The following is a 20052-nucleotide window of genomic DNA, read 5'->3' as shown; positions in this document are numbered from 1 at the left end:
ACCCGCGACACCCTTGTCTCTGGCTAGCACTTCCTACTGCAGAGCGTGTTCGGGACTCTAACCCTATAGTCGATTGCCATGCCCGGCGCACCAAATGAAAGATTCTTCACTGCGTTCAGAATGACAGGCATAAAAAAAGCCTTCCAGTTTCCTGAAAGGCTTAGTGGGAAATGAGGGGTTCGAACCCCCGACCCCCTCGGTGTAAACGAGGTGCTCTGAACCAGCTGAGCTAATTTCCCTTTTGGGTGTATGTTAAAGTTTGATAAAAAAGCCTTCCAGTATACTGAAAGGCTTAGTGGGAAATGAGGGGTTCGAACCCCCGACCCCCTCGGTGTAAACGAGGTGCTCTGAACCAGCTGAGCTAATTTCCCTTTGATAATTTTGTCAAACTTTAATGCCCCACTCTCCGTTTGGGAATGCAAATATAGCGCTATAAAACTGTTCTGCAAATCTTTTTTTCTTTTTTTTCAACTTAATAAAGTTTCGAGGATTTTATGTGATTGTACCACTCCAAAAGAGGCTGTATGTAAGGTGTAGAAAACCAATATCTTATCTAACAAAAAGCGCCGCTGGGCATTGCTTAACTTTACTTCAGAAATTTTTTCGAGTGGCGAATTAAACAATGAAATGAACGCAATTGCATCATCTAACAGAAGGTAGTTGGAGTGAAGCGGCAACCGTGAAGTAAATTCTCCTTCCTGCAGATCAAAGTAAATCTGGTCGTTCCTTCTTTTTCCGTTAGGAGAAAAACCTAAAAACCTCGTAAGTTTTAATAAAAACGATAGATGAAAATTAGGATTGATTTCTTCCACCTCGTCAAACCAAGCGATCGAATTGAAAATGTAGTCGAATAAACTTTCATCAGCCGATTGCTGCCTGATACTTTTATAGAGTACCTCATTTAAAAAAATAACAATACTGGTTTTTATCATATCATATGGAATACTTCTAAAAACCGGCGTTTGCCTGATTTCAGCAACCCTTTGCATATTGGTATTTGCTTTATGATAAACCACCATATCCAACAAATGGAGCGATTGCAGCATATTCATTTTAATCTTTGCTTTTGGTTTTTTAACACCATTGATCAGGTAAGACTGCATACCAAATTTATCGGTCAGCACCTGCACTACTACACTGCTTTCACTGTAGTTTGTAGTCTTTAAAACAATGCCCCTAACCTTGTGCAACATCCGCTTAAAACAATTTTTTCAAAAGTATGTTATTTGTGCAAATTTAATTGTGCGAAAACTAATCCCATTTTATAAATAAGATTAGTTTTGCCTTTAATATTATTAAAACTAAGCTACACATGTGGGTTAAGCTATCGAGATTTATTCTTCAGAATCGTATCGCAATCATCGTATTTTTCGTGTTAGGGACAATTTTTATGGCTTATCAGGCCAAAAATGTAAAGCTCTCTTATACCGGGAGTAAAATCCTGCCTGTTACCGATAGCGCTTTTATTAAATACAATGCCTTTAAAAAAACTTTCGGAGAAGACGGAAGTGTGATGGTGGTGGGGATACAATCCCCTGATATTTTCAAAAAAGAAGTGTACAACCAATGGATTCAGCTTTCTAACGATATACAAAAATTAAAAGGCATTAAACAGGTTTTATCTTCAGGAAGAATTTTCCAACTGGAAAAAGATACTGTGAACCAGAAATTTGTATTGAAACCATTGCCCGGTGGCCTTGTGAAAACGGATGCAGAGATGGATTCCATCAAAAATGCCATTTACAGTAATCCTTTTTTTGAAGGACTGGTTTATAATCGTCAGAATGCCACATTAATGGCTATCACTTTTGATACTAAAATCTTAAATACAGCAGAACGTAACCCCATTTTAAAAGAGATTGAGGCGAAGGCAAAAGCTTTTCAAACAGCAACAAAAATCAAGGTTCATATATCGGGCTTACCTTATATCCGCACGGCGGTAAGCAAACTGGTGAGTAACGAATTTGTATTGTTCCTGGGCTTATCGATCCTGGTTTCAGCTTTAATTCTACTAATTTTCTTCAAAAAATTCTACGCCGTATTCTTCCCTATCCTAGTTGTGGTGATGGGTGTAATCTGGAGTATTGGCACACTGGTTTTATTTGGTTTTGAATTAACCATTTTAACCGGACTGATTCCGCCTCTGATCGTAATTATCGGCATTCCAAACAGTATTTTATTGCTAAACAAATATCAGAATGAGCTGCGTAAACATGGAGATAAGCAAAAAGCGTTAAGCATTACCATTGAACGGATTGCCATTACTACACTGATTGCCAACATTACCGCGGCTATCGGATTTGGTGTATTGTATTTTACCGGAAGTGAACTACTGATGCAATTTGGCAGTGTAGCCTCTATCAATGTGATGGTTACCTGGTTAATGTGCCTGTGTTTAATCCCAATTATCTTTAGCTATTTACCTGCACCAAAACTTAAAGCACAAAACTACGTTGAAGAAGGTTTTTTACATAAACTATTGGTTAAAACTGATACACTTGTTCAAAATAAAAGCGGATTGATCTATATCGGAACGATTGTCATATCAATTATTGCTTTTATCGGAGTGATGAAAATCAACGTTAACGGATATGTGGTTGATGACCTGCCTAAAAACTCTGAAATTTTAACTGATCTTAAGTTTTTTGAGAAAAATTTTGAGGGTATTTTACCTTTGGAAGTAAGTGTGGATACCAAGAAAAAGAATGGCGTTTTCAATTTAACCAACCTTAAAAGAATGGAAAAACTGGAAAAAATGATTTCCGCTTATCCGGAGTTTTCGCGCTCTATTTCAGTAAACATGGGCTTGAAATATGCTACACAGGCTTTTTACAATAACGATTCAACTTTTTTCCGTTTACCGGATAATTTAGAAAAGAATTTTATTTTAGCATATATCGCCAACGGTGGTAAAGGAAACGCCAGTCTGTTAACTAACTTTATCAGTAAAGGAAATCAGAGCACACGGATCAGCTTCCAGATGGCTGATGTAGGTTCGAAACGTTTAGACGACATTATGGCCGAATTAAAACCTCGTATCGACAGCATTTTACCTCCATCTAAATTTGATGTCGAATTGACCGGATCAAGTATTATCTTTTCGAAAGGTACGGATTATATGTTAAAGCATTTGGTCGAGAGTATTGCACTTGCCATTGTGCTAATATCGCTTTTAAGGCTGGCACAGTTTAAGAGCCTGGGCATTATGTTTATTTCACTGCTTCCGAACATTGTTCCTTTAATTATTACCGCAGGGATTATGGGTTATTTCGGCATTTCGTTAAAACCATCAACCATTTTAATTTTTACCATAGCTTTTGGTCTGGCATCCGATCAGACGATTTATTTTCTTACCCGTTATCAGCAGGAATTAAACCTGACCAACTTTAGCGTGCCAAAAGTGATAACGGATACCATTACTGAAACAGGCGTAAGTATGACACACATTGCCTTGATCTTATTCTTCGGCTTCGGAATTTTTACGGCTTCTACCTTCGGGGGTACGGTGGTGCTGGGTTTACTTTTATCGATAACTTTATTGGTAGCCTTAATTTTCAACTTAACTTTATTGCCAGCACTGGTATTGTGGCTAGATAAAAAGAAAGTAAGAAAGGTGGTTTCTGACGAGGAATCTGCGAAAAACGCTGGTGAGTTTGATCATTAGAAGATTTTGTAATTTAATAATCTAATCCAAAGACCTCTCCCAGCCTGCACGGCAGGCACTACGCTTTGCTTCAGTCGAGTAGTATTTATGCTCAGGCGCAGGTTATCTAAACCTGATGGCAGCGGCAGCCCCGAAGCATGAGGGCTACAGCGAACAGCAGGACGAACATTAAAATGAAATGCAGACCTTGCTTTTCTAAAATCTTTCGATCACAGGACATAAAAACGCGAACACCTATCGCACAGCACAAAACACGTCGTTGAGTTCGATAATTGGGAGAGTTTTCAACCTAATTGTCCAATTCAAAGATCTCTCCACTACGCTGTGCTTCGGTCGAGATGACGATTTCTACCCAGGCACAAGTTATCTAAACCTGATGGCAGCGACAGCCCCGAAGCATGAGGGCTACAGCGAACAGCAGGACGAACATTAAAATGAAATGCAGACCTTGCTTTTCTAAAACCTTTCGATCACAGGACATAGAAACGCAAACACCTATCGGACAGCACAAGACACGTCGTTGAGTTCGATAATTGGGAGAGTTTTCAACCTAATTGTCCAATTCAAAGATCTCTCCACTACGCTGTGCTTCGGTCGAGATGTCGATTTTTACCCAGGCACAAGTTATCTAAACCCGATGGCAGCGGCAGCCCCAAAGCATGAGGGCTAAAGCGGACAGCAGGACGAACGTTAAAATGAAATGCGGGTCTTGCTTTCCTAAAAGCCTTTTTAAACCATATAAGACATTTAAGAACACGTAAGTTCAAACGGATTCTTTTTGCGCTATAAGGTTTCAAAACCCTTCTAGGTCTGTTGATTATTCTGTTGCAGGTTTTTCCTCCTCTTCATCAACCGGAACCTCAACAGTCGGATCTGTAATGATTTCGGCATTGCCATCTTTATCTCTTTTGGCGAATAAAATCGGGTAAAGCAGCCAAAGTGCACCAATCATAACGAGTACACCCGCCAGCATTTGAAAATAGATGCTTCCTTTTACCTCATTAGCATCTAAAATTTTATAAGCAATAAAAGAAAGCAGCCCTGCAGCAATTACAAGAACGGCCTTCTGCAATTTTAATAGCTTAATCATCGGGTCTTTCTTTTTAGTGTTACCATATGAACTAAAACAAAAATAAGTCCAATAAGTTCGAGCAGGCCGCAGAAATAAAAAGCATAAAGCACAAAATCCCGGTCAGAAGGGCTTACTACCACAATAATTGGCAAAACAATTACCGCAACAATCATTAAGGTAAGCCCGATATTAAATAATTTCACGTTAAAAGTATTTACATCAAAACTACCAAAATTCAGCCAATTCTGTTAACTTTGCAACCTTTAATTTTTTGAGGTACTTGATTGATGTATAGCGAATTTAAACAACTGGAACTTGCCAAAATAGGGCAGGAAATATTAGATTTCTGGAAAAAAGAAAACATCTTTGAAAAAAGCATTTCTTCGCGTCCTAAATCTAATCCGTTTACTTTTTACGAAGGCCCACCCTCTGCCAATGGCATGCCTGGGATTCACCATGTAATGGCGCGCGCAATTAAGGATATTTTTTGCCGCTATAAAACTTTAAAAGGTTATCAGGTTAAGCGTAAAGGTGGTTGGGACACACATGGTCTTCCGATTGAACTGGCTGTGGAGAAAAAACTGGGCATTACCAAAGAAGATATCGGTAAAAAAATCAGTGTAGATGAATATAACGAAGCCTGCCGTACCGAGGTAATGCGTTACACGGATGTTTGGAACGACCTGACCGAGAAAATGGGCTACTGGGTTGATCTTGAAAATCCATACATCACCTACGAAAATGAATACATCGAAACCCTTTGGTGGATCTTAAAACAGCTTTACGACAAAGGTTTTTTATATAAAGGTTATACCGTTCAACCTTATTCGCCTGCGGCGGGTACAGGTTTAAGTTCGCACGAACTGAACCAGCCAGGCACTTACAAGGATGTAAGCGATACCACTATTGTGGCGCAGTTTAAAACTATCGAGTCTACTTTACCTGAAGCATTAAAAGGTTTTGGTACGGTTCACTTTTTAGCCTGGACAACCACTCCATGGACATTGCCAAGCAACACGGCATTAACCGTAGGACCGAAGATCGATTATGTACTGGTTAAAACTTTTAATCAATATACTTTCGAGCCAATTCAGGTGGTACTGGCGAAGGCTTTGGTTGGCAAACAATTTGCCGGAAAATACATATTAGCAGAAAGCGACGACGCTTTTGCAAACTATAAAGCTGAAGATAAAAAAATACCATATACGGTTTTAGCAGAATTTGTAGGTGCAGATTTGGTAGGGATTAAATACGAACAGTTATTGCCTTATGCTCTGCCCTACCAAAATCCTGAAAATGCTTTCAGGGTAATTTCCGGCGACTTCGTAACTACCGAAGATGGTACCGGTATCGTACACACTGCACCTACATTTGGTGCGGATGATGCCCGGGTAGCTAAACTGGCTACACCTGAAGTACCGCCAATGCTCGTTTTGGATGAAAAAGGCAATGCCGTTCCACTGGTTGATCTGCAAGGTAAATTTATTGCATCATTAGGCGGAAACTATGGTGGCAAATACGTTAAAAACGAATATTATAAAGATGGTGAAGCGCCTGAAAAATCAGTTGACGTAGAAATCGCCATCCAGTTAAAAGAAGAGAATAAAGCCTTTAAGGTTGAGAAATACGTGCACACCTATCCACATTGCTGGAGAACGGATAAACCGGTTTTATACTATCCATTAGACAGCTGGTTTATCAAAACTACTGCCGTTAAGGATAAAATGGTGGAATTGAACAAAGGAATCAACTGGAAACCTGAATCGACCGGAACAGGCCGTTTCGGTAACTGGCTGGAAAACCTCGTCGACTGGAACTTATCGCGTTCACGTTATTGGGGAACACCATTGCCAATCTGGCGCACAGCTGATGGAACAGAAGAAAAATGTATCGGTTCTATCGCTGATTTAAACGCCGAGATTGCAAAATCGATAGAAGCTGGCTTTATGCCGGCAGGTTTCGAACTGAAAGATATGCACCGTCCTTATGTTGATGATGTGATTTTAACTTCATCAAAAGGCGAAAAAATGACCCGCGAAACTGACCTGATCGACGTTTGGTTTGATAGCGGCGCCATGCCTTATGCGCAATGGCACTTCCCTTTTGAGAACAAGGAAGAGTTTGAAAATGCCTATGCGGCTGATTTTATCGCAGAAGGTGTAGACCAAACTAGAGGATGGTTCTTTACCTTACATGCCATTGCGGTGATGTTAAGCGAAGCCAGCGATGAAATTAAAGCGGTAAATGCAAAAGTGGGCAACCCCGGGGTAGCCTTTAAAAATGTTGTTTCAAACGGTTTGGTATTGGATAAAAACGGCAACAAAATGTCTAAACGCCTGGGCAATGCCGTTGATCCGTTCAGCACCATCGAAACTTACAGTGCCGATGCTACCCGCTGGTACATGATCAGCAATGCATCTCCATGGGATAACCTTAAATTTAGTTTGGAAGGTTTGGACGAAGTACGCCGTAAATTCTTTGGAACACTTTACAATACTTACGCTTTTTTTGCCCTGTATGCCAATATCGATAAATTCGGGATCGACAAAAACAACTTAAGCAAAGTTGAAGACCGTACCGAATTAGACCGCTGGATCTTGTCGTTATTACAAAACCTGATCAGCGAAGTTGATGAGAGCTACAATACTTATGAGCCAACCAAGGCTACCCGTGCCATCCAGACTTTTGTTGACGAACACTTAAGTAACTGGTACATCAGGTTAAGCCGCCGTCGTTTCTGGAAGGGCGAAATGACTGATGATAAACGCGCTGCTTACGAAACACTTTACACCTGTTTAGAAACCCTGGCCCAGTTAATGAGTCCTGTAGCGCCTTTCTTTGCCGATTGGTTATACAGAAACTTAACCGTTACCGATGCCCATGCTGAAGAATCGGTTCACTTAACTTTATGGAAAGAAGCTAATCCGGGTTTAACAGATAATGCGCTGAATGAAAGAATGGTTTATGCGCAGGATATCTCTTCGATGGTTTTATCGTTGCGTAAAAAATCAGGTATTAATGTTCGCCAGCCGTTGGAGAAAATCTTAATCCCATCTTTAAATGGCGATTTCGAACAAAAAATCTCAAAAGTAGCCGATTATATTCTTTCTGAAACGAATGTGAAACATATCCAGTTCATCACCGATACACATGGCATCGTAAAGAAAAAGCTGAAACCAAACTTTAAATCTCTGGGTAAAAAAGTGGGTAAGGATATGAGTATCGTAAAAGAAGCTTTAGAGAACATGACGCAGGATGATATCCAACGTCTGGAAGTTGATGGCTACATCAACGTTTTCGGCACCAACAACATTCAACATGCCATTGACCTGAATGATGATGTTGAGGTTTTTGCTGAAGATATTCCGGGATGGCAGGTAACCAATATAGGCAGCTTAACCGTTGCTTTGGATGTAACCATTTCTGAAGCACTTAAACAGGAAGGTATTTCGCGCGAATTGGTTAACAGAATCCAGAACTTACGAAAAGAATTAAACTTTGAAGTAACTGACAGGATTAAAGTTTCATTACAAAATGATAACCTGGTAGCCAGCGCAGTTGCTAAAAACAAGGATTACATTTGTGCCGAAATACTGGCCGATGAATTTGAATTAACAGATGCTGTAAATAATGCAAACAAAATCGTGATTGATGATGTTGAGTTAAGCATTTCAGTAACTAAAATATAAATCCATATATTAGAAAATTAGAAAAGAACATGGAAAACAGCAACAAAACACGCTACTCAGACAGTGAATTACAGGAGTTTAAAGAATTAATTCAAGATAAATTACGCATGGCAAAAGAGGAACTTAATGCTTTAACGGCATCTTTAAGTAATCCTAACGCCAATGGAACAGAAGATACTTCAGGCGCCTACAAAACGTTAGAAGACGGTTCTGCAACAATGGAGAAAGAGCAGATCAATCAATTGGCTGCCCGTCAGAAAAAATTTATCGATAACCTGGAGAACGCGTTAGTGCGTATCGAGAACAAAACTTATGGTATTTGCCGCGAAACGGGTAAATTAATCCAAAAAGAACGTTTACGTGCTGTTCCTCATGCTACTTTAAGCATGGAAGCTAAATTAAAGCAGAGTTAATGAAAGGCTATACAAAACCTTTAATTGTAATCTTTTTGGTTTTACTGGCCGACCAGCTGGTAAAAACCTGGGTTAAAACTCACATGAGCCTTGGAGACGAATTCAATATTATTGGTAAATGGTTTATTATTCATTTTACCGAGAATAATGGAATGGCCTTTGGAATGGAGTTCGGGGGTGAATTTGGTAAACTAGCCTTATCGCTTTTCCGTATTGCTGCTGTAGCAGGAATTGGTTATGGCCTGCACTACCTGATCAAGCATAAATATCACCGCGGTTTAATTCTAAACGTCGCTTTGATTTTTTCCGGCGCCCTAGGAAACATTATCGATTCAGTTTTTTATGGCAAGATTTATGGATATGAAACCTGGTTTCATGGCCGTGTGGTTGATATGTTCTACTTCCCGATTGCCGAAGGTCATTTCCCTACCTGGTTTCCAATTTGGGGAGGGGAAGAATTTGTTTTCTTCAGACCCGTTTTTAACCTTGCAGACGCTGCAATTTCAGTTGGGGTAATCTTGATCCTGATCTTTCAGAAAAGCTACTTTAAAGAAGATGTAAAGGATGATGTAAGCTTAAACAGTGAAATTGTTGAAGATTAATATTCCAACGGATAAAATTAAGATAATTTGAAGCCTGTCTCAACCATTGAGGCGGGCTTTTTTATGAAGATCCATCATCGCGAGAGGAACGGGTTCCTATCCACATGTAGCGTTCAGAAGGGTTGTACTGATTAAAGCATGGCAAAGAATGTCCGACTCACTTTTTGCTGAGTTAACAACTCAAATCCATTCAATAATCCGTAGACACACTGGGTTTAACTTTACGGGTAGCGTTAACCACTCTAAGATTCGTTAAATTTATGGTTATTAACTTGACAATAATTCGATTCAAATGATCAACTTTCTTAACATCTCTTATCTACAATTTGGAAATGAGAAGCAAAAGACAGCCTATCAAATTTTAACCGATAATAAAATTTTAGAAAAACTTGCTCCATATCAACCTGTTTTGGTCGGCACCATACCCATTAATATAGACATTGAAAGCAGTGATCTTGACATCATCTGTTATATCAAGGATAAAACCACGTTTACCAAATTATTGACCAATCATTTCCAAAACGAAAAAGGTTTTAGAATCATTGAAAACCCGACCTTGCAATCCATCAATGTCAGTTTCTTTTTGGGTGGTTTTGAAGTTGAAATTTTTGGTCAGCCCATACCAACAATAAAGCAAAATGCCTATCGCCATATGTTAATTGAATATCGATTACTTCTGGAAAAAGGAGAGGAATTCAGGCAGGAGATTAGAGCCCTAAAAAAACAAGGCTATAAAACCGAACCAGCCTTTGCCAAATTACTGGGAATTGAGAAAAATGCTTATGAGGAATTGCTGAAATTAGATTTTAAAGAATAAAACATGATATATAGAGGTAATTGATATTACAAAAACATCAATATAAAATCATCCCAATTGGATAGTTATCAAACGAATACCATTTGGGCATAAGTATTATAGACTAAGTACGTTACGCTTAAAATAACGATCTTGCCGCTATTACACCTTCATTGCTTTACTCGGACAGCTGAAATCTGTTCTTTTTAAACCGGTATTTTTTATTTCACCATAACCACCCGCCACATCTATCACATTTTCTACTCCACGCGACTTTAAAATGGAAGCAGCAATCATCGAACGGTAACCACCCGCACAGTGAATGTAATAGGTAGCTTTAGGATCGATCTCGCCAGTCCAGTCGTTAATAAAATCCAACGGACGGCTCAGCGTAAATTCCAGGTGTTCGGCTTCATACTCACCTGGCTTACGTACATCAAGTGCAGTAATTTCACCATTTGAGGCTGCCGCTTCAAAAGCATCTGCAGAAATTGTTTCAATCGTATCTATTTCTTTTCCCGCATCTATCCATCTTTCGAAACTTCCATCCAGATATCCAATCGTATTGTCATAACCAACCCTGGTTAAACGTGTAATCGTTTCCTGCTCTTTCCCCTGGCCGGTAATCAATAAAATCGGCTGTTGTAAATCGCTAATCAACGCCCCAACCCAGGGCGCAAACTGTCCGTTTAAACCGATATTGATCGAATTTGGAATAAAGCCTTTTGCAAAAACCTGCGGATCACGTGTATCCAGCATAACAGCACCCGTTTGATTCGCCAGATCCTCGAATTGTTGGGGAGTTAGTGCTTTCAATCCCTTTTCGTAAATATCATCAATACTTTCTACTCCGCCTTTATTAATGGCAGCATTTTTAGCAAAATATTGTGGTGGAGGCAAAATACCGTCCGTTACTTCGGCAATGAACTGTTCTTTCGTTTCGGCCTTTAAGGCGTAATTTACTTGTTTCTGGTGACCTAAAGTATCAAAGGTTTCTTTACTCATGCTCTTGCCACAGGCCGAACCGGCACCATGGGCAGGATAAACAATTACATCATCAGCTAGTGGCTTTATTTTCTCATTTAACGAATCGTAAAGCATCCCGGCTAAATCATTCATTGTTAAATTACCTTTCTGTGCTAAATCCGGACGGCCGACATCACCAATAAAAAGGGTATCGCCACTAAAAATGCAATGGTCTTTACCGTTTTCATCAGCTAAAAGATAAGTGGTCGATTCTAAGGTATGCCCTGGTGTGTGTAACGCAGTAATGGTTAGGTTACCGATTTTAAACTGCTCACCATCTTTTGCAATATGCGCTTTAAATTCGGTTTTTGCAGTTGGCCCGTAAATAATTTCAGCACCCGATTTTTCGGCCAAATCTACATGACCAGAAACAAAATCTGCATGAAAATGCGTTTCGAAAATATATTTAATGGTAGCGCCCGCTTTTTCTGCTTTCTTTAGATATGTTGCAACTTCTCTTAAAGGATCTATTATTGCAGCTTCGCCTTCACTCTCAATGTAATAAGCGGCTTCTGCCAGGCAACCTGTATATATTTGTTCTATTTTCATGTTTAATAAGTATCAAGTATGGAGATGTGGGTATCAAGATTAAATTAACTTTTCGCTTTAAACCTTTCGCCATATATCCTTGGATAGCAAAAATAGGGCTAAATAGTGATAACCGAAATGATGTTGCTCATAATTGCAGAAGTTTTACTTATTTTGGTGCGTGATACAGCTTATCTGGATATTAAATTTAGTAATGCTAAATCTTAATCGTTTTTTTTGAAAACGAACGTTTTGTTGTTTATGGCCAGTAAAGCCCTGCCATTCGCTTTAGTCCCGATAAAAAAATCGGGAGCTGCCGCTGCTGTCAGGTTTATAACCGAATGGCCTGTACCTTACATCACGTCAAATACTGCACTTGGGTAAATTTAGTCAATTGCACTTATCCTTTGTCTCAAACCTAAGGGATCGAACCGAGATGCCGATTCTTCATCGGCAGAAGCGTGAGGGAACGAAAACCTCCAAAAGAGCGGAAACTCATTTCCTTAGAAAAATGTTATAAAAGCTGGAAACATTAATCCTTCGTCAGCTATTCCCGCAACGATTCACTTCGTTGGTCGAGATTTGCAATCTCGACCTTACTAGTTTTAAAGATTTAAAATCGTTAGTTCAAGAGACGGGATTACACATCCCGGCTAGCATTTAATCCTTTGTCAGCTCCCCTCTTAATGATTCATCCATCAGTTTACGGCTTTCTTCTACCGTTAAGCCCAGGCCCATTACAAACATCAGTTTGGTAACCGTAGCCTCAAAAGTTAAATCGTAACCACTTACTATGCCCATTTTCAATAATTCCCTGCTGGTTTCGTAGCGACCTAACTGCACAGAGCCTTTTTTACATTGGGAAATATCAATAATAATTTTCCCGTTTAAAATGGCCTGTCGCAAACTATCTAAAAACCATCGTGCAGTAGAGGTATTGCCTGAACCAAAAGTTTCTAAAATAATGGCATCTACTTTAGAATCGGTAATCGCCTGAACCGCTTGTGGTGTAATTCCAGGGTATAATTTCAACACGCCAATGTTAGCATTAAAATTGGTATGCAGTTTTAACTTGCCGCCTGTAGCTTTTAAAATATAATTTCTGTGAAACTGCAAATGTACCCCAGCCTCTGCCAGTACAGGGTAATTAGGTGATCGGAAAGCCTCAAATTTTTCGCTATTGTATTTTATAGAACGGTTGCCCCTGAATAATTGTGCATCAAAATAAATACAAACTTCAGGAAACAGTGCTTTGCCATCTTCTTTAGTTGCGGCAATCTCTAAAGCAGTAATCAGGTTCTCTTTCGCATCGGTCCTGATTTCGCCAATTGGCAGCTGAGACCCGGTCAAAACAACAGGTTTATCCAGATTCTCAAGCATAAAACTTAGTGCAGAAGCAGTAAAGGCCATGGTATCTGATCCGTGCAGGATCACAAAGCCGTCATACTGATCATATTTGTGATAAACCAGTTCTGCAAGCATTTTCCATATTTCAGGATCCATATTTGATGAATCCAAAACCGGGTTAAAGGAATGTACATCTAAATGATAATCCAAACGGCTCAGTTCTGGAACGTTTTCTTTGATCTGCTCGAAATCAAACGGAACCAACATTCCGTTTGTAGGGTCGTTAACCATACCAATGGTGCCACCGGTATAGATAATAAGTATTTTGGTCATTTGGTTTAGTGAAGGTTGCTCATCACAAAGAAACTAAAAATTTAGAAATGATCCGGCTATATTTTTAAATTAGCAATAAATAACAATATTAAGGCTATAAAATTATCAATTTTATAATTTTAGCGTAAGTAATTACATAATTTATTATTCGAGGACGACATCATCTTGAGAACCGATCTATTTCATTACGCTGCGCTTCAATCGAAATGATGGCAAGTTTAACCTTGATTAGGGACTCTCAACTAAACCTAAACTCCAAAAATCTCATTCCAATTTTGAGTTGTTACCGCTGCAATCTGTTCACAATCCTGTCCGTCGGGTTAAGCGCGGCGTCTCTACGGCCTGGAAATGAAATTGATCGAACGCAATAATCACAACGAGTCAGAGCTTCTGTTCCATTTAGTATTTCCAGCGTTCCGAACGCTGTAGACAGATGAGGATTAAACCCACTAAATAGATTGCTTCGTCGACTGAAAAAGCCTTCTCGCAATGACGAATTAATTAAACTCCAAAAATATTTTTCGAATTTTGAGTCGTTACCGCTGCAATCTCTTCAATGGAAACGCCATAAATATCGGCTAGTTTTTGCGCGATATAAATCAGGTAACTGCTTTCATTGGGTTTACCACGGAAAGGAACTGGTGCCAGATAAGGAGAATCGGTCTCCAAAACGAGATGAGCCAATGGAATATCAGCAATCACGGCATCCAAACCTGCTTTTTTATAGGTAACCACACCACCAATGCCTAAATAAAAGTTTAAATCAATAGCCTGTTTTGCCTGCGCCAAATTTCCGGTGAAACAATGGAATATGCCACGCAATTTCTCATCTCTTTCACTTTCCAACACTTCAAAAACCTCTTCAAAAGCTTCTCTGCAATGAATCACAATCGGCAATCCTAAGCTTTTTGCCCAGCCTATCTGTTTACGGAATGCATCCTGCTGAATGGCCAGGGTAGATTTGTCCCAATATAAATCAATCCCGATTTCGCCTATGGCGTAAATTTTCCGCTCTGCAATACTGTTATATATTTCATCCAACAAGGCCAGGAAATCTTCTTTTACATCACATGGATGCAGGCCGGCCATCGCAAAGCAGTTATCGGGATATTTTGCTACCAGGTCATCAATCATCGCAATCGATTTCGCATCAACATTCGGCAAAAATAAACGGTTCACATTGTTTTCAAAACAACGCTCCATTAGCTGCGCCTGTTTCTCTGAATCTTGTTCGTAATATAAATGGGTATGGGTATCGGTAAGAAGCATGTTTATAATGTATAATGGGAAATGTAAAATGGATGATGGGTTAGGAGTTTATTAAATGTATTTTAGAAGTCAATTTCAGTTCGAGATGTCATGTTGAGCCTGTCGAAACACTTTACGACTAATTTAAGTAAGCCCTTTGGCAGGCTCAGGATGACAAGTATTTTTAAAACTTCGGTTTTTCTGACCTCCGAACTCGGACTACTTTTTCTTTTGCGCTTTACTTTTCTTCGGAGTTTTGACTTTAGACTCCTGACTTCCGACTTGGGACTGGGGATTATACTCCATTTCCTTTTTCAAAAATTTACCGGTTAAACTAATCGGGTTTTGGATTAGGCCTTCCGGCGTACCTTCAAACAAAATTCTTCCACCGCCGGCACCACCTTCTTCGCCTAAATCAATTACCCAATCTGCCACCTTAACTACATCTAAATTATGTTCGATCACCAAAACCGTATTTCCCTTATCAACCAGCTCCTGCAAAACACCCAGAAGCACATTAATGTCTTCAAAGTGTAGTCCGGTTGTAGGTTCATCTAAAATGTAGAACGTTTTTCCGGTATCCTTTTTAGAAAGTTCTGTTGCCAGTTTAACGCGCTGTGCCTCTCCTCCTGATAAAGTAACCGACGATTGACCCAAAGTGATATAACCCAAACCTACATCCTTTAAGGTTTTGATTTTTCTATAAATGATTGGAATATTTTCAAAGAACGTACAGGCATCTTCGATACTCATGTCCAACACATCACTGATGGATTTTCCACGGAAACGCACCTCCAAAGTTTCCCTGTTGTATCTTCTTCCACCACACTCTTCGCATGGTACCTGTACATCCGGTAAAAAGTTCATTTCGATTACCTTTAAACCTGCTCCCTGACAGGTTTCGCACCGACCACCCTTTACGTTGAAAGAAAAACGGCCTGGTTTATAGCCACGGATTTTAGCTTCTGGCAACTGCACAAACAAATTCCTGATGTCAGAGAAAACACCGGTGTAGGTTGATGGATTTGAGCGTGGGGTTCTGCCAATCGGTGCCTGATCAATTTCAATTACCTTATCAATTTCTTTTAAGCCATTGATCTTTTCGTAAGGCAAAGGTGTTTTTTTGGCCCTAAAGAAATGATGATTTAAAATCGGATATAATGTTTCGGTGATTAAACTCGATTTTCCACTGCCCGAAACACCGGTTACAGCAATAAATTTACCCAAAGGAAAATCTACAGAAACCTCCTTTAAATTATGTCCGACAGCTTTAATGAGCGATAATTTATGCCCATTGCCTTTTCTACGGACTTTTGGCACTTCAATACTTCTTTTACCGTTCAGGTAATCAGCGGTTAAAGTGTTGGATTTAAGGATCTGTGCGGCGGTTCCCTCTGCAACCACGGTTCCACCGTGAATACCTGCACCAGGACCAACGTCAATTACCCAATCAGCTTCCAGGATCATATCCTTATCGTGCTCTACAACCAAAACAGTATTTCCTAAATCCCGGAGGTTCTTCAATGCATTGATCAAACGTTCGTTATCACGCTGGTGCAAACCAATACTTGGTTCGTCGAGAATGTACATCACATTCATTAACTGCGAACCGATCTGGGTAGCTAAGCGGATACGTTGTGCCTCACCACCGGACAGTGTACGCGCTGTACGATCTAAAGTTAAATAGGTTAGCCCTACGTCAGTTAAAAAACCAATTCTGGCTTTAATCTCCTTTAAAATTTCTTTGGCAATAATATTCTGGCGGTCAGACAAGCGCTCATCAACTTTTTCGAACCATTGGTTGAGGTTGTTGATATCCATTGAAGAGAGCTCGAAAATGTTTTTGCCATCCACTTTAAAATGCAGGCTTTCCTTTTTTAAACGGGCACCATGACACTCCGGACAAGTTTTCAGTTTCCTGAACTCATCCATATCGTCCGCCGCAGATTCGCTTCTTTTTTCGTTCTGCTCCTCAAGCATTTTAATTATCCCATCAAACGTGATGTTATAATTCTGAACGTTCCACTTGTTGTATTCTACCTCAACTTTGATCAGATCCGGTGAACCGTTTAAAATAATATTGATGACTTCGTCGCTTAATTTTTCAATTGGCGTAGAAAGCGAGAAACTGTATTTTTTAGCCAACGCTTTTAACACCTGAAACATCCAGATATCGCGGTATTCACCCAAGGGTGCTAAACCCCCATTTAAAATGCTCAATTTAGGATTAGGGATAACCGATTCCTTATCAACCACGAAAATATATCCTAAACCATCGCAACGCTCACAGGCGCCATAAGGCGAATTGAACGAAAAACTATTTGGTTGAGGTTCATCGTAAGAAATACCTGTGGTTGGACACATTAAAAATTTACTAAAATGCGCTACATTATTATCCTTATCGCTTATTTTGATCACTCCTTTACCCATTTTCATTGCGGTTTGCAAGGAATCGAGCAGACGTTTTTTATCTTTTATATCAACAATTAAACGGTCAATCACCACTTCAATATCATGGATTTTATAACGGTCTACCTGCATTTTAGCGGCAATATCCTTAATCTCCCCATCTACACGCACCTTAATATAACCCTGCTTACGGATCTGCTCAAAAAGTTCACGGTAGTGTCCTTTCCTACCTTTAACCACAGGTGCCAGTATATTTACCGCTAAACCATCAAATTTATTAAAGATATTCTGTAGGATCTGGTCTTCACTCATCCGCTCCATTTTCTCACCCGTATTGTACGAATAGGCATCAGCCACACGCGCATAAAGCAAACGCATAAAATCGTAAATTTCGGTGATGGTACCTACGGTAGAGCGGGGGTTCTTACTGGTGGTTTTCTGCTCAATGGCAATAACCGGACTTAAACCCGAAACTTTGTCTACATCCGGACGCTCCATACCGCCCATGAACTGACGGCTGTAGGCACTGAATGTTTCCATGTACCGGCGCTGGCCTTCAGCGTAAATGGTATCAAAAGCAAGGGAAGATTTACCGCTGCCACTTAAGCCTGTAATCACCACAAGTTCATTTCGCGGAAAGCTAACGTCTATATTCTTTAAATTATGTACCCTCGCACCGTATACTTCTACATCCTTTTGCTCACCGAGGTCGACAGATTTATTGCTCATATTTTATTTAAAGTTGGAGTCAAAACCCGGGCTTAAAAACGACCAGATTTCAATCTGCAAAAATGCTAAAAATTTTATCAAAAAGAAAGTTATAACCAAGCTGTATTAAGGATTAATTGTCATAATATCAGTATTGATTTCTGCAAAAATCACATGCTACAAACACGACCAATAACACATCTGTTTTACATTTATACAAATAAAAGAGATAATTTTTTTTATTAAACAAGTGAGGTTTTATGGATTCTATTAACCTATCGCATCCTGAAAAAACATAAGTTCATCTAAAATGTTAAAATCAAAACCATTTAGATCTATAATATTTCTTTCAACAATCATAGGTGCTTATTACATGTATGCACATGTTTCAAACCAAGACAGATATAAAATTATAAACGAAATCGAAAGGGACAATAAATTCGGCTGGAACAAAATTTGCTCTTCGTATGATAAGATTGAAATATTTGAGAACAACTGTAGTTCTTTTTCACTTATAGATCAAGTCGCTGTCTACTGTCAAAAGCTTACCCAAAGTTTTTATCAGATTGAGAAAAACAAAATAAAATATTATTCAACAGAACTAAATCATTTCACTCCACCCAAATTGTCAAAAACTGTAATCAAGATTACGATTTCGTGTATCGGATATCCTTTCCTGTAGTTTCTGCCGACAAGAAAACTGTCTTAATTAAAATCACACAAGATTGCAATTGCATGCTTGGAGGCCAGGGCGGAACCTATGTTTTCAAAAAAATAAATAACTGCTGGAAATTAATTAATTCCTACAATTATTGGATAAGTTAATCTTCGCCGACTAGTTGCTATATTATTGTCGTGATGAATGTCATATAGCAGTTATGTAACTTCGATCTTCGGGGGCTTCATCATAAAAGGTTACAGAAATGAATTTATCTGAGGATTGATTTTAAAGAGTATTTTAAAAATTTGACACACTGCTATCGGCATTATATTCAATAATAATGTAAGCAATACACTCAATTTCTACCACTCTATCGTCGTCCCATTCTCTGTAGGGTGCCCAGTACAAACCAACACCCTTCCCCTTTCCAATTCATCATCCGTCAGCACTTCATTATAATCCATCCTTACACCACCCTTGGTACAATTGGCTACACAGGTGCTACATACACCCCCACGGCAGCTGTAGGGTAATTTGATCTTATTTTCAAGCGCAACATCCAGAATTCTTTTTGGCCAGGGCACGTCGAGATGATAGGTTTCGCCTTCAAAGTTTAAAACAACAGAATAGGTATTTTTATCGACTATTTTTTCAGAGCTGTCATCTTCATCAACTTCATCCTCCGGCAAAACAAAAGTTTCTCTTTTAATCTGTTTAATATCGAATCCTAAACCTAATAAAGTGATACGGCATAAATCCATATAAATTACTGGCCCGCAAGTGTAAAACAGCACTTGGTCCCGATCGAAATGTAAATGCTCTTTAATTAGTTTTTCGATATAAAATTTATTTAGCCTGGCCGTCATTAAGTTTTTGCTATTACTGAAAATCCAGATAATCTTTAATCTTTCGGGATATTTCTGTTGCCATTCGAACAATTCTTCATAAAACAAAGTTTCCTCTTTCGATCGATTACTGTAAATCAGTGTAACCGACGATTTTTGCTCCCGTACCAATGCCGTTTTCAAAATGGAAAATAATGGGGTAATTCCAACACCTGCAGCAAAAAGGAAAAGATCGCGTTCCAGATTTTCATCTGCAATATAACTGAACAGGCCTTGCGGCTCTTGTGTCAAAAGAATATCACTTACAGCAGTTTTATGATGTAAAAACCTGGAAATTTCCCCATTTTCTACCCTCTTCACCGTGATAGCCAAAGGCTCATCAACATCAGGCGAACTGTTAAAAGAATATGATCTTCTTAACTCACGGTGTTTTCCCTGAAAAACCAATGATAAAAATTGTCCCGGTAAATATGCAGGATATTCATCCAGCTCTTCAAATTGAAAAGTAATATTATCGCCGGGTTGATTGATGATTTTATTGATCCGCAGTTTGAACATATGCAAAGAAAAGGTTTTGAGCGTAAAGCGAAAAGCGGTTGCGTAAATTCAATGATCTGGTTTAGGGTTTAGGGTTTAGGGTTTAGGGTTTAGGGTTTAGGGTTTAGGGTTTAGGGTTTAGGGTTTAGGGTTTAGGGTTTAGGGTTTAGGGTT

13 protein-coding genes and 2 tRNA genes are annotated in these 20052 nt (G+C 39.3%); 5 read left to right on the top strand and 10 right to left on the bottom strand.

The window, feature by feature from the left end; translation table 11 throughout:
• Positions 1-164 precede the first annotated feature (164 nt).
• The 3 genes from ACIQXP_RS24790 to recO form a co-directional block, all read right to left on the bottom strand.
• A tRNA-Val gene (locus tag ACIQXP_RS24790) sits at positions 165-239 on the bottom strand.
• Between the two features lie 57 nt (positions 240-296).
• A tRNA-Val gene (locus ACIQXP_RS24785) sits at positions 297-371 on the bottom strand.
• 96 nt (positions 372-467) lie between these two features.
• Positions 468-1193 (bottom strand): DNA repair protein RecO, encoded by a 726-nt coding sequence (recO, locus tag ACIQXP_RS24780; RefSeq protein ID WP_387508608.1) that lies wholly within the window; start codon positions 1191-1193, stop codon positions 468-470.
• Between the two features lie 119 nt (positions 1194-1312).
• Between recO and ACIQXP_RS24775 the strand changes: the two genes are divergently transcribed.
• On the top strand, positions 1313-3664 hold the full coding sequence (locus ACIQXP_RS24775) for an efflux RND transporter permease subunit (RefSeq protein ID WP_387508610.1): 2352 nt from the start codon (positions 1313-1315) through the stop codon (positions 3662-3664).
• An 817-nt stretch (positions 3665-4481) separates the two neighbouring features.
• Here ACIQXP_RS24775 and ACIQXP_RS24770 read toward each other — a convergent pair.
• Positions 4482-4754: an isoleucyl-tRNA synthetase gene (locus ACIQXP_RS24770; RefSeq protein WP_387508612.1), complete on the bottom strand. Its 273-nt coding sequence runs from the start codon at positions 4752-4754 to the stop codon at positions 4482-4484.
• On the bottom strand, positions 4751-4939 hold the full coding sequence (locus ACIQXP_RS24765; RefSeq protein ID WP_090984193.1) for a hypothetical protein: 189 nt from the start codon (positions 4937-4939) through the stop codon (positions 4751-4753). Before ACIQXP_RS24765 ends, ACIQXP_RS24770 begins: the two co-directional genes overlap by 4 nt.
• Before the next feature lie 84 nt (positions 4940-5023).
• Here ACIQXP_RS24765 and ileS point away from each other — a divergent pair, with 84 nt between their 5' ends.
• The 4 genes from ileS to ACIQXP_RS24745 all read left to right on the top strand — a co-directional run bounded on the left by ileS (position 5024) and on the right by ACIQXP_RS24745 (position 10257).
• Positions 5024-8425 carry an isoleucine--tRNA ligase gene (gene ileS, locus ACIQXP_RS24760; protein ID WP_387508614.1) on the top strand — a complete coding sequence of 1134 codons (3402 nt, stop codon included), beginning with the start codon at positions 5024-5026 and terminating at the stop codon, positions 8423-8425.
• 29 nt (positions 8426-8454) lie between these two features.
• A complete protein-coding gene (locus ACIQXP_RS24755; protein WP_090984197.1) occupies positions 8455-8838 on the top strand; it encodes a TraR/DksA family transcriptional regulator in 384 nt (127 codons plus the stop codon).
• Positions 8838-9440, top strand: a complete 603-nt coding sequence (locus ACIQXP_RS24750) for a lipoprotein signal peptidase (RefSeq protein WP_387508617.1) — start codon at positions 8838-8840, stop codon at positions 9438-9440. The genes ACIQXP_RS24755 and ACIQXP_RS24750 overlap by 1 nt, the downstream gene beginning before the upstream one ends.
• Before the next feature lie 292 nt (positions 9441-9732).
• Positions 9733-10257 (top strand): DUF4269 domain-containing protein, encoded by a 525-nt coding sequence (locus ACIQXP_RS24745; RefSeq protein WP_387508619.1) that lies wholly within the window; start codon positions 9733-9735, stop codon positions 10255-10257.
• A 141-nt stretch (positions 10258-10398) separates the two neighbouring features.
• Here the strand turns inward: ACIQXP_RS24745 and ACIQXP_RS24740 are convergent, their stop codons facing one another.
• The 5 genes from ACIQXP_RS24740 to ACIQXP_RS24720 form a co-directional block, all read right to left on the bottom strand.
• Entirely contained in the window at positions 10399-11811 is a 1413-nt protein-coding gene (locus tag ACIQXP_RS24740; protein ID WP_387508621.1) for an MBL fold metallo-hydrolase, read from the bottom strand.
• 639 nt (positions 11812-12450) lie between these two features.
• The gene (locus ACIQXP_RS24735; RefSeq protein ID WP_387508625.1) at positions 12451-13470 is read right to left on the bottom strand and encodes an asparaginase; all 1020 of its coding nucleotides are present in this window, start codon (positions 13468-13470) and stop codon (positions 12451-12453) included.
• 501 nt (positions 13471-13971) lie between these two features.
• Positions 13972-14739 (bottom strand): TatD family hydrolase, encoded by a 768-nt coding sequence (locus ACIQXP_RS24730; protein ID WP_293743717.1) that lies wholly within the window; start codon positions 14737-14739, stop codon positions 13972-13974.
• A 198-nt stretch (positions 14740-14937) separates the two neighbouring features.
• Positions 14938-17856: an excinuclease ABC subunit UvrA gene (gene uvrA, locus ACIQXP_RS24725; RefSeq protein WP_387508627.1), complete on the bottom strand. Its 2919-nt coding sequence runs from the start codon at positions 17854-17856 to the stop codon at positions 14938-14940.
• Positions 17857-18858: 1002 nt separating this feature from the next.
• Positions 18859-19899, bottom strand: coding sequence for a 2Fe-2S iron-sulfur cluster-binding protein (locus ACIQXP_RS24720; protein ID WP_387508629.1), 1041 nt, complete (start codon positions 19897-19899; stop codon positions 18859-18861).
• Positions 19900-20052 lie beyond the last annotated feature (153 nt).

It is taken from the genome of Pedobacter suwonensis, from assembly GCF_044762335.1.
In the GTDB taxonomy this organism is placed as follows: Bacteria; Bacteroidota; Bacteroidia; order Sphingobacteriales; family Sphingobacteriaceae; genus Pedobacter.
Note: the sequence above shows the minus strand (reverse complement) of the source record. Positions and strands in the feature narration are given on the sequence as shown.

Excerpts from the sequence above, each read along its gene's own strand:
- recO (WP_387508608.1), bottom strand. The coding sequence starts at position 1,193 with ATGTTGCACAAGGTTAGGGGCATTGTTTTAAAGACTACAAACTACAGT.
- ACIQXP_RS24775 (WP_387508610.1), top strand. The coding sequence starts at position 1,313 with ATGTGGGTTAAGCTATCGAGATTTATTCTTCAGAATCGTATCGCAATC.
- ACIQXP_RS24770 (WP_387508612.1), bottom strand. The coding sequence starts at position 4,754 with ATGATTAAGCTATTAAAATTGCAGAAGGCCGTTCTTGTAATTGCTGCA.
- ileS (WP_387508614.1), top strand. The coding sequence starts at position 5,024 with ATGTATAGCGAATTTAAACAACTGGAACTTGCCAAAATAGGGCAGGAA.
- ACIQXP_RS24755 (WP_090984197.1), top strand. The coding sequence starts at position 8,455 with ATGGAAAACAGCAACAAAACACGCTACTCAGACAGTGAATTACAGGAG.
- ACIQXP_RS24750 (WP_387508617.1), top strand. The coding sequence starts at position 8,838 with ATGAAAGGCTATACAAAACCTTTAATTGTAATCTTTTTGGTTTTACTG.
- ACIQXP_RS24745 (WP_387508619.1), top strand. The coding sequence starts at position 9,733 with ATGATCAACTTTCTTAACATCTCTTATCTACAATTTGGAAATGAGAAG.
- ACIQXP_RS24740 (WP_387508621.1), bottom strand. The coding sequence starts at position 11,811 with ATGAAAATAGAACAAATATATACAGGTTGCCTGGCAGAAGCCGCTTAT.
- ACIQXP_RS24735 (WP_387508625.1), bottom strand. The coding sequence starts at position 13,470 with ATGACCAAAATACTTATTATCTATACCGGTGGCACCATTGGTATGGTT.
- ACIQXP_RS24730 (WP_293743717.1), bottom strand. The coding sequence starts at position 14,739 with ATGCTTCTTACCGATACCCATACCCATTTATATTACGAACAAGATTCA.
- uvrA (WP_387508627.1), bottom strand. The coding sequence starts at position 17,856 with ATGAGCAATAAATCTGTCGACCTCGGTGAGCAAAAGGATGTAGAAGTA.
- ACIQXP_RS24720 (WP_387508629.1), bottom strand. The coding sequence starts at position 19,899 with ATGTTCAAACTGCGGATCAATAAAATCATCAATCAACCCGGCGATAAT.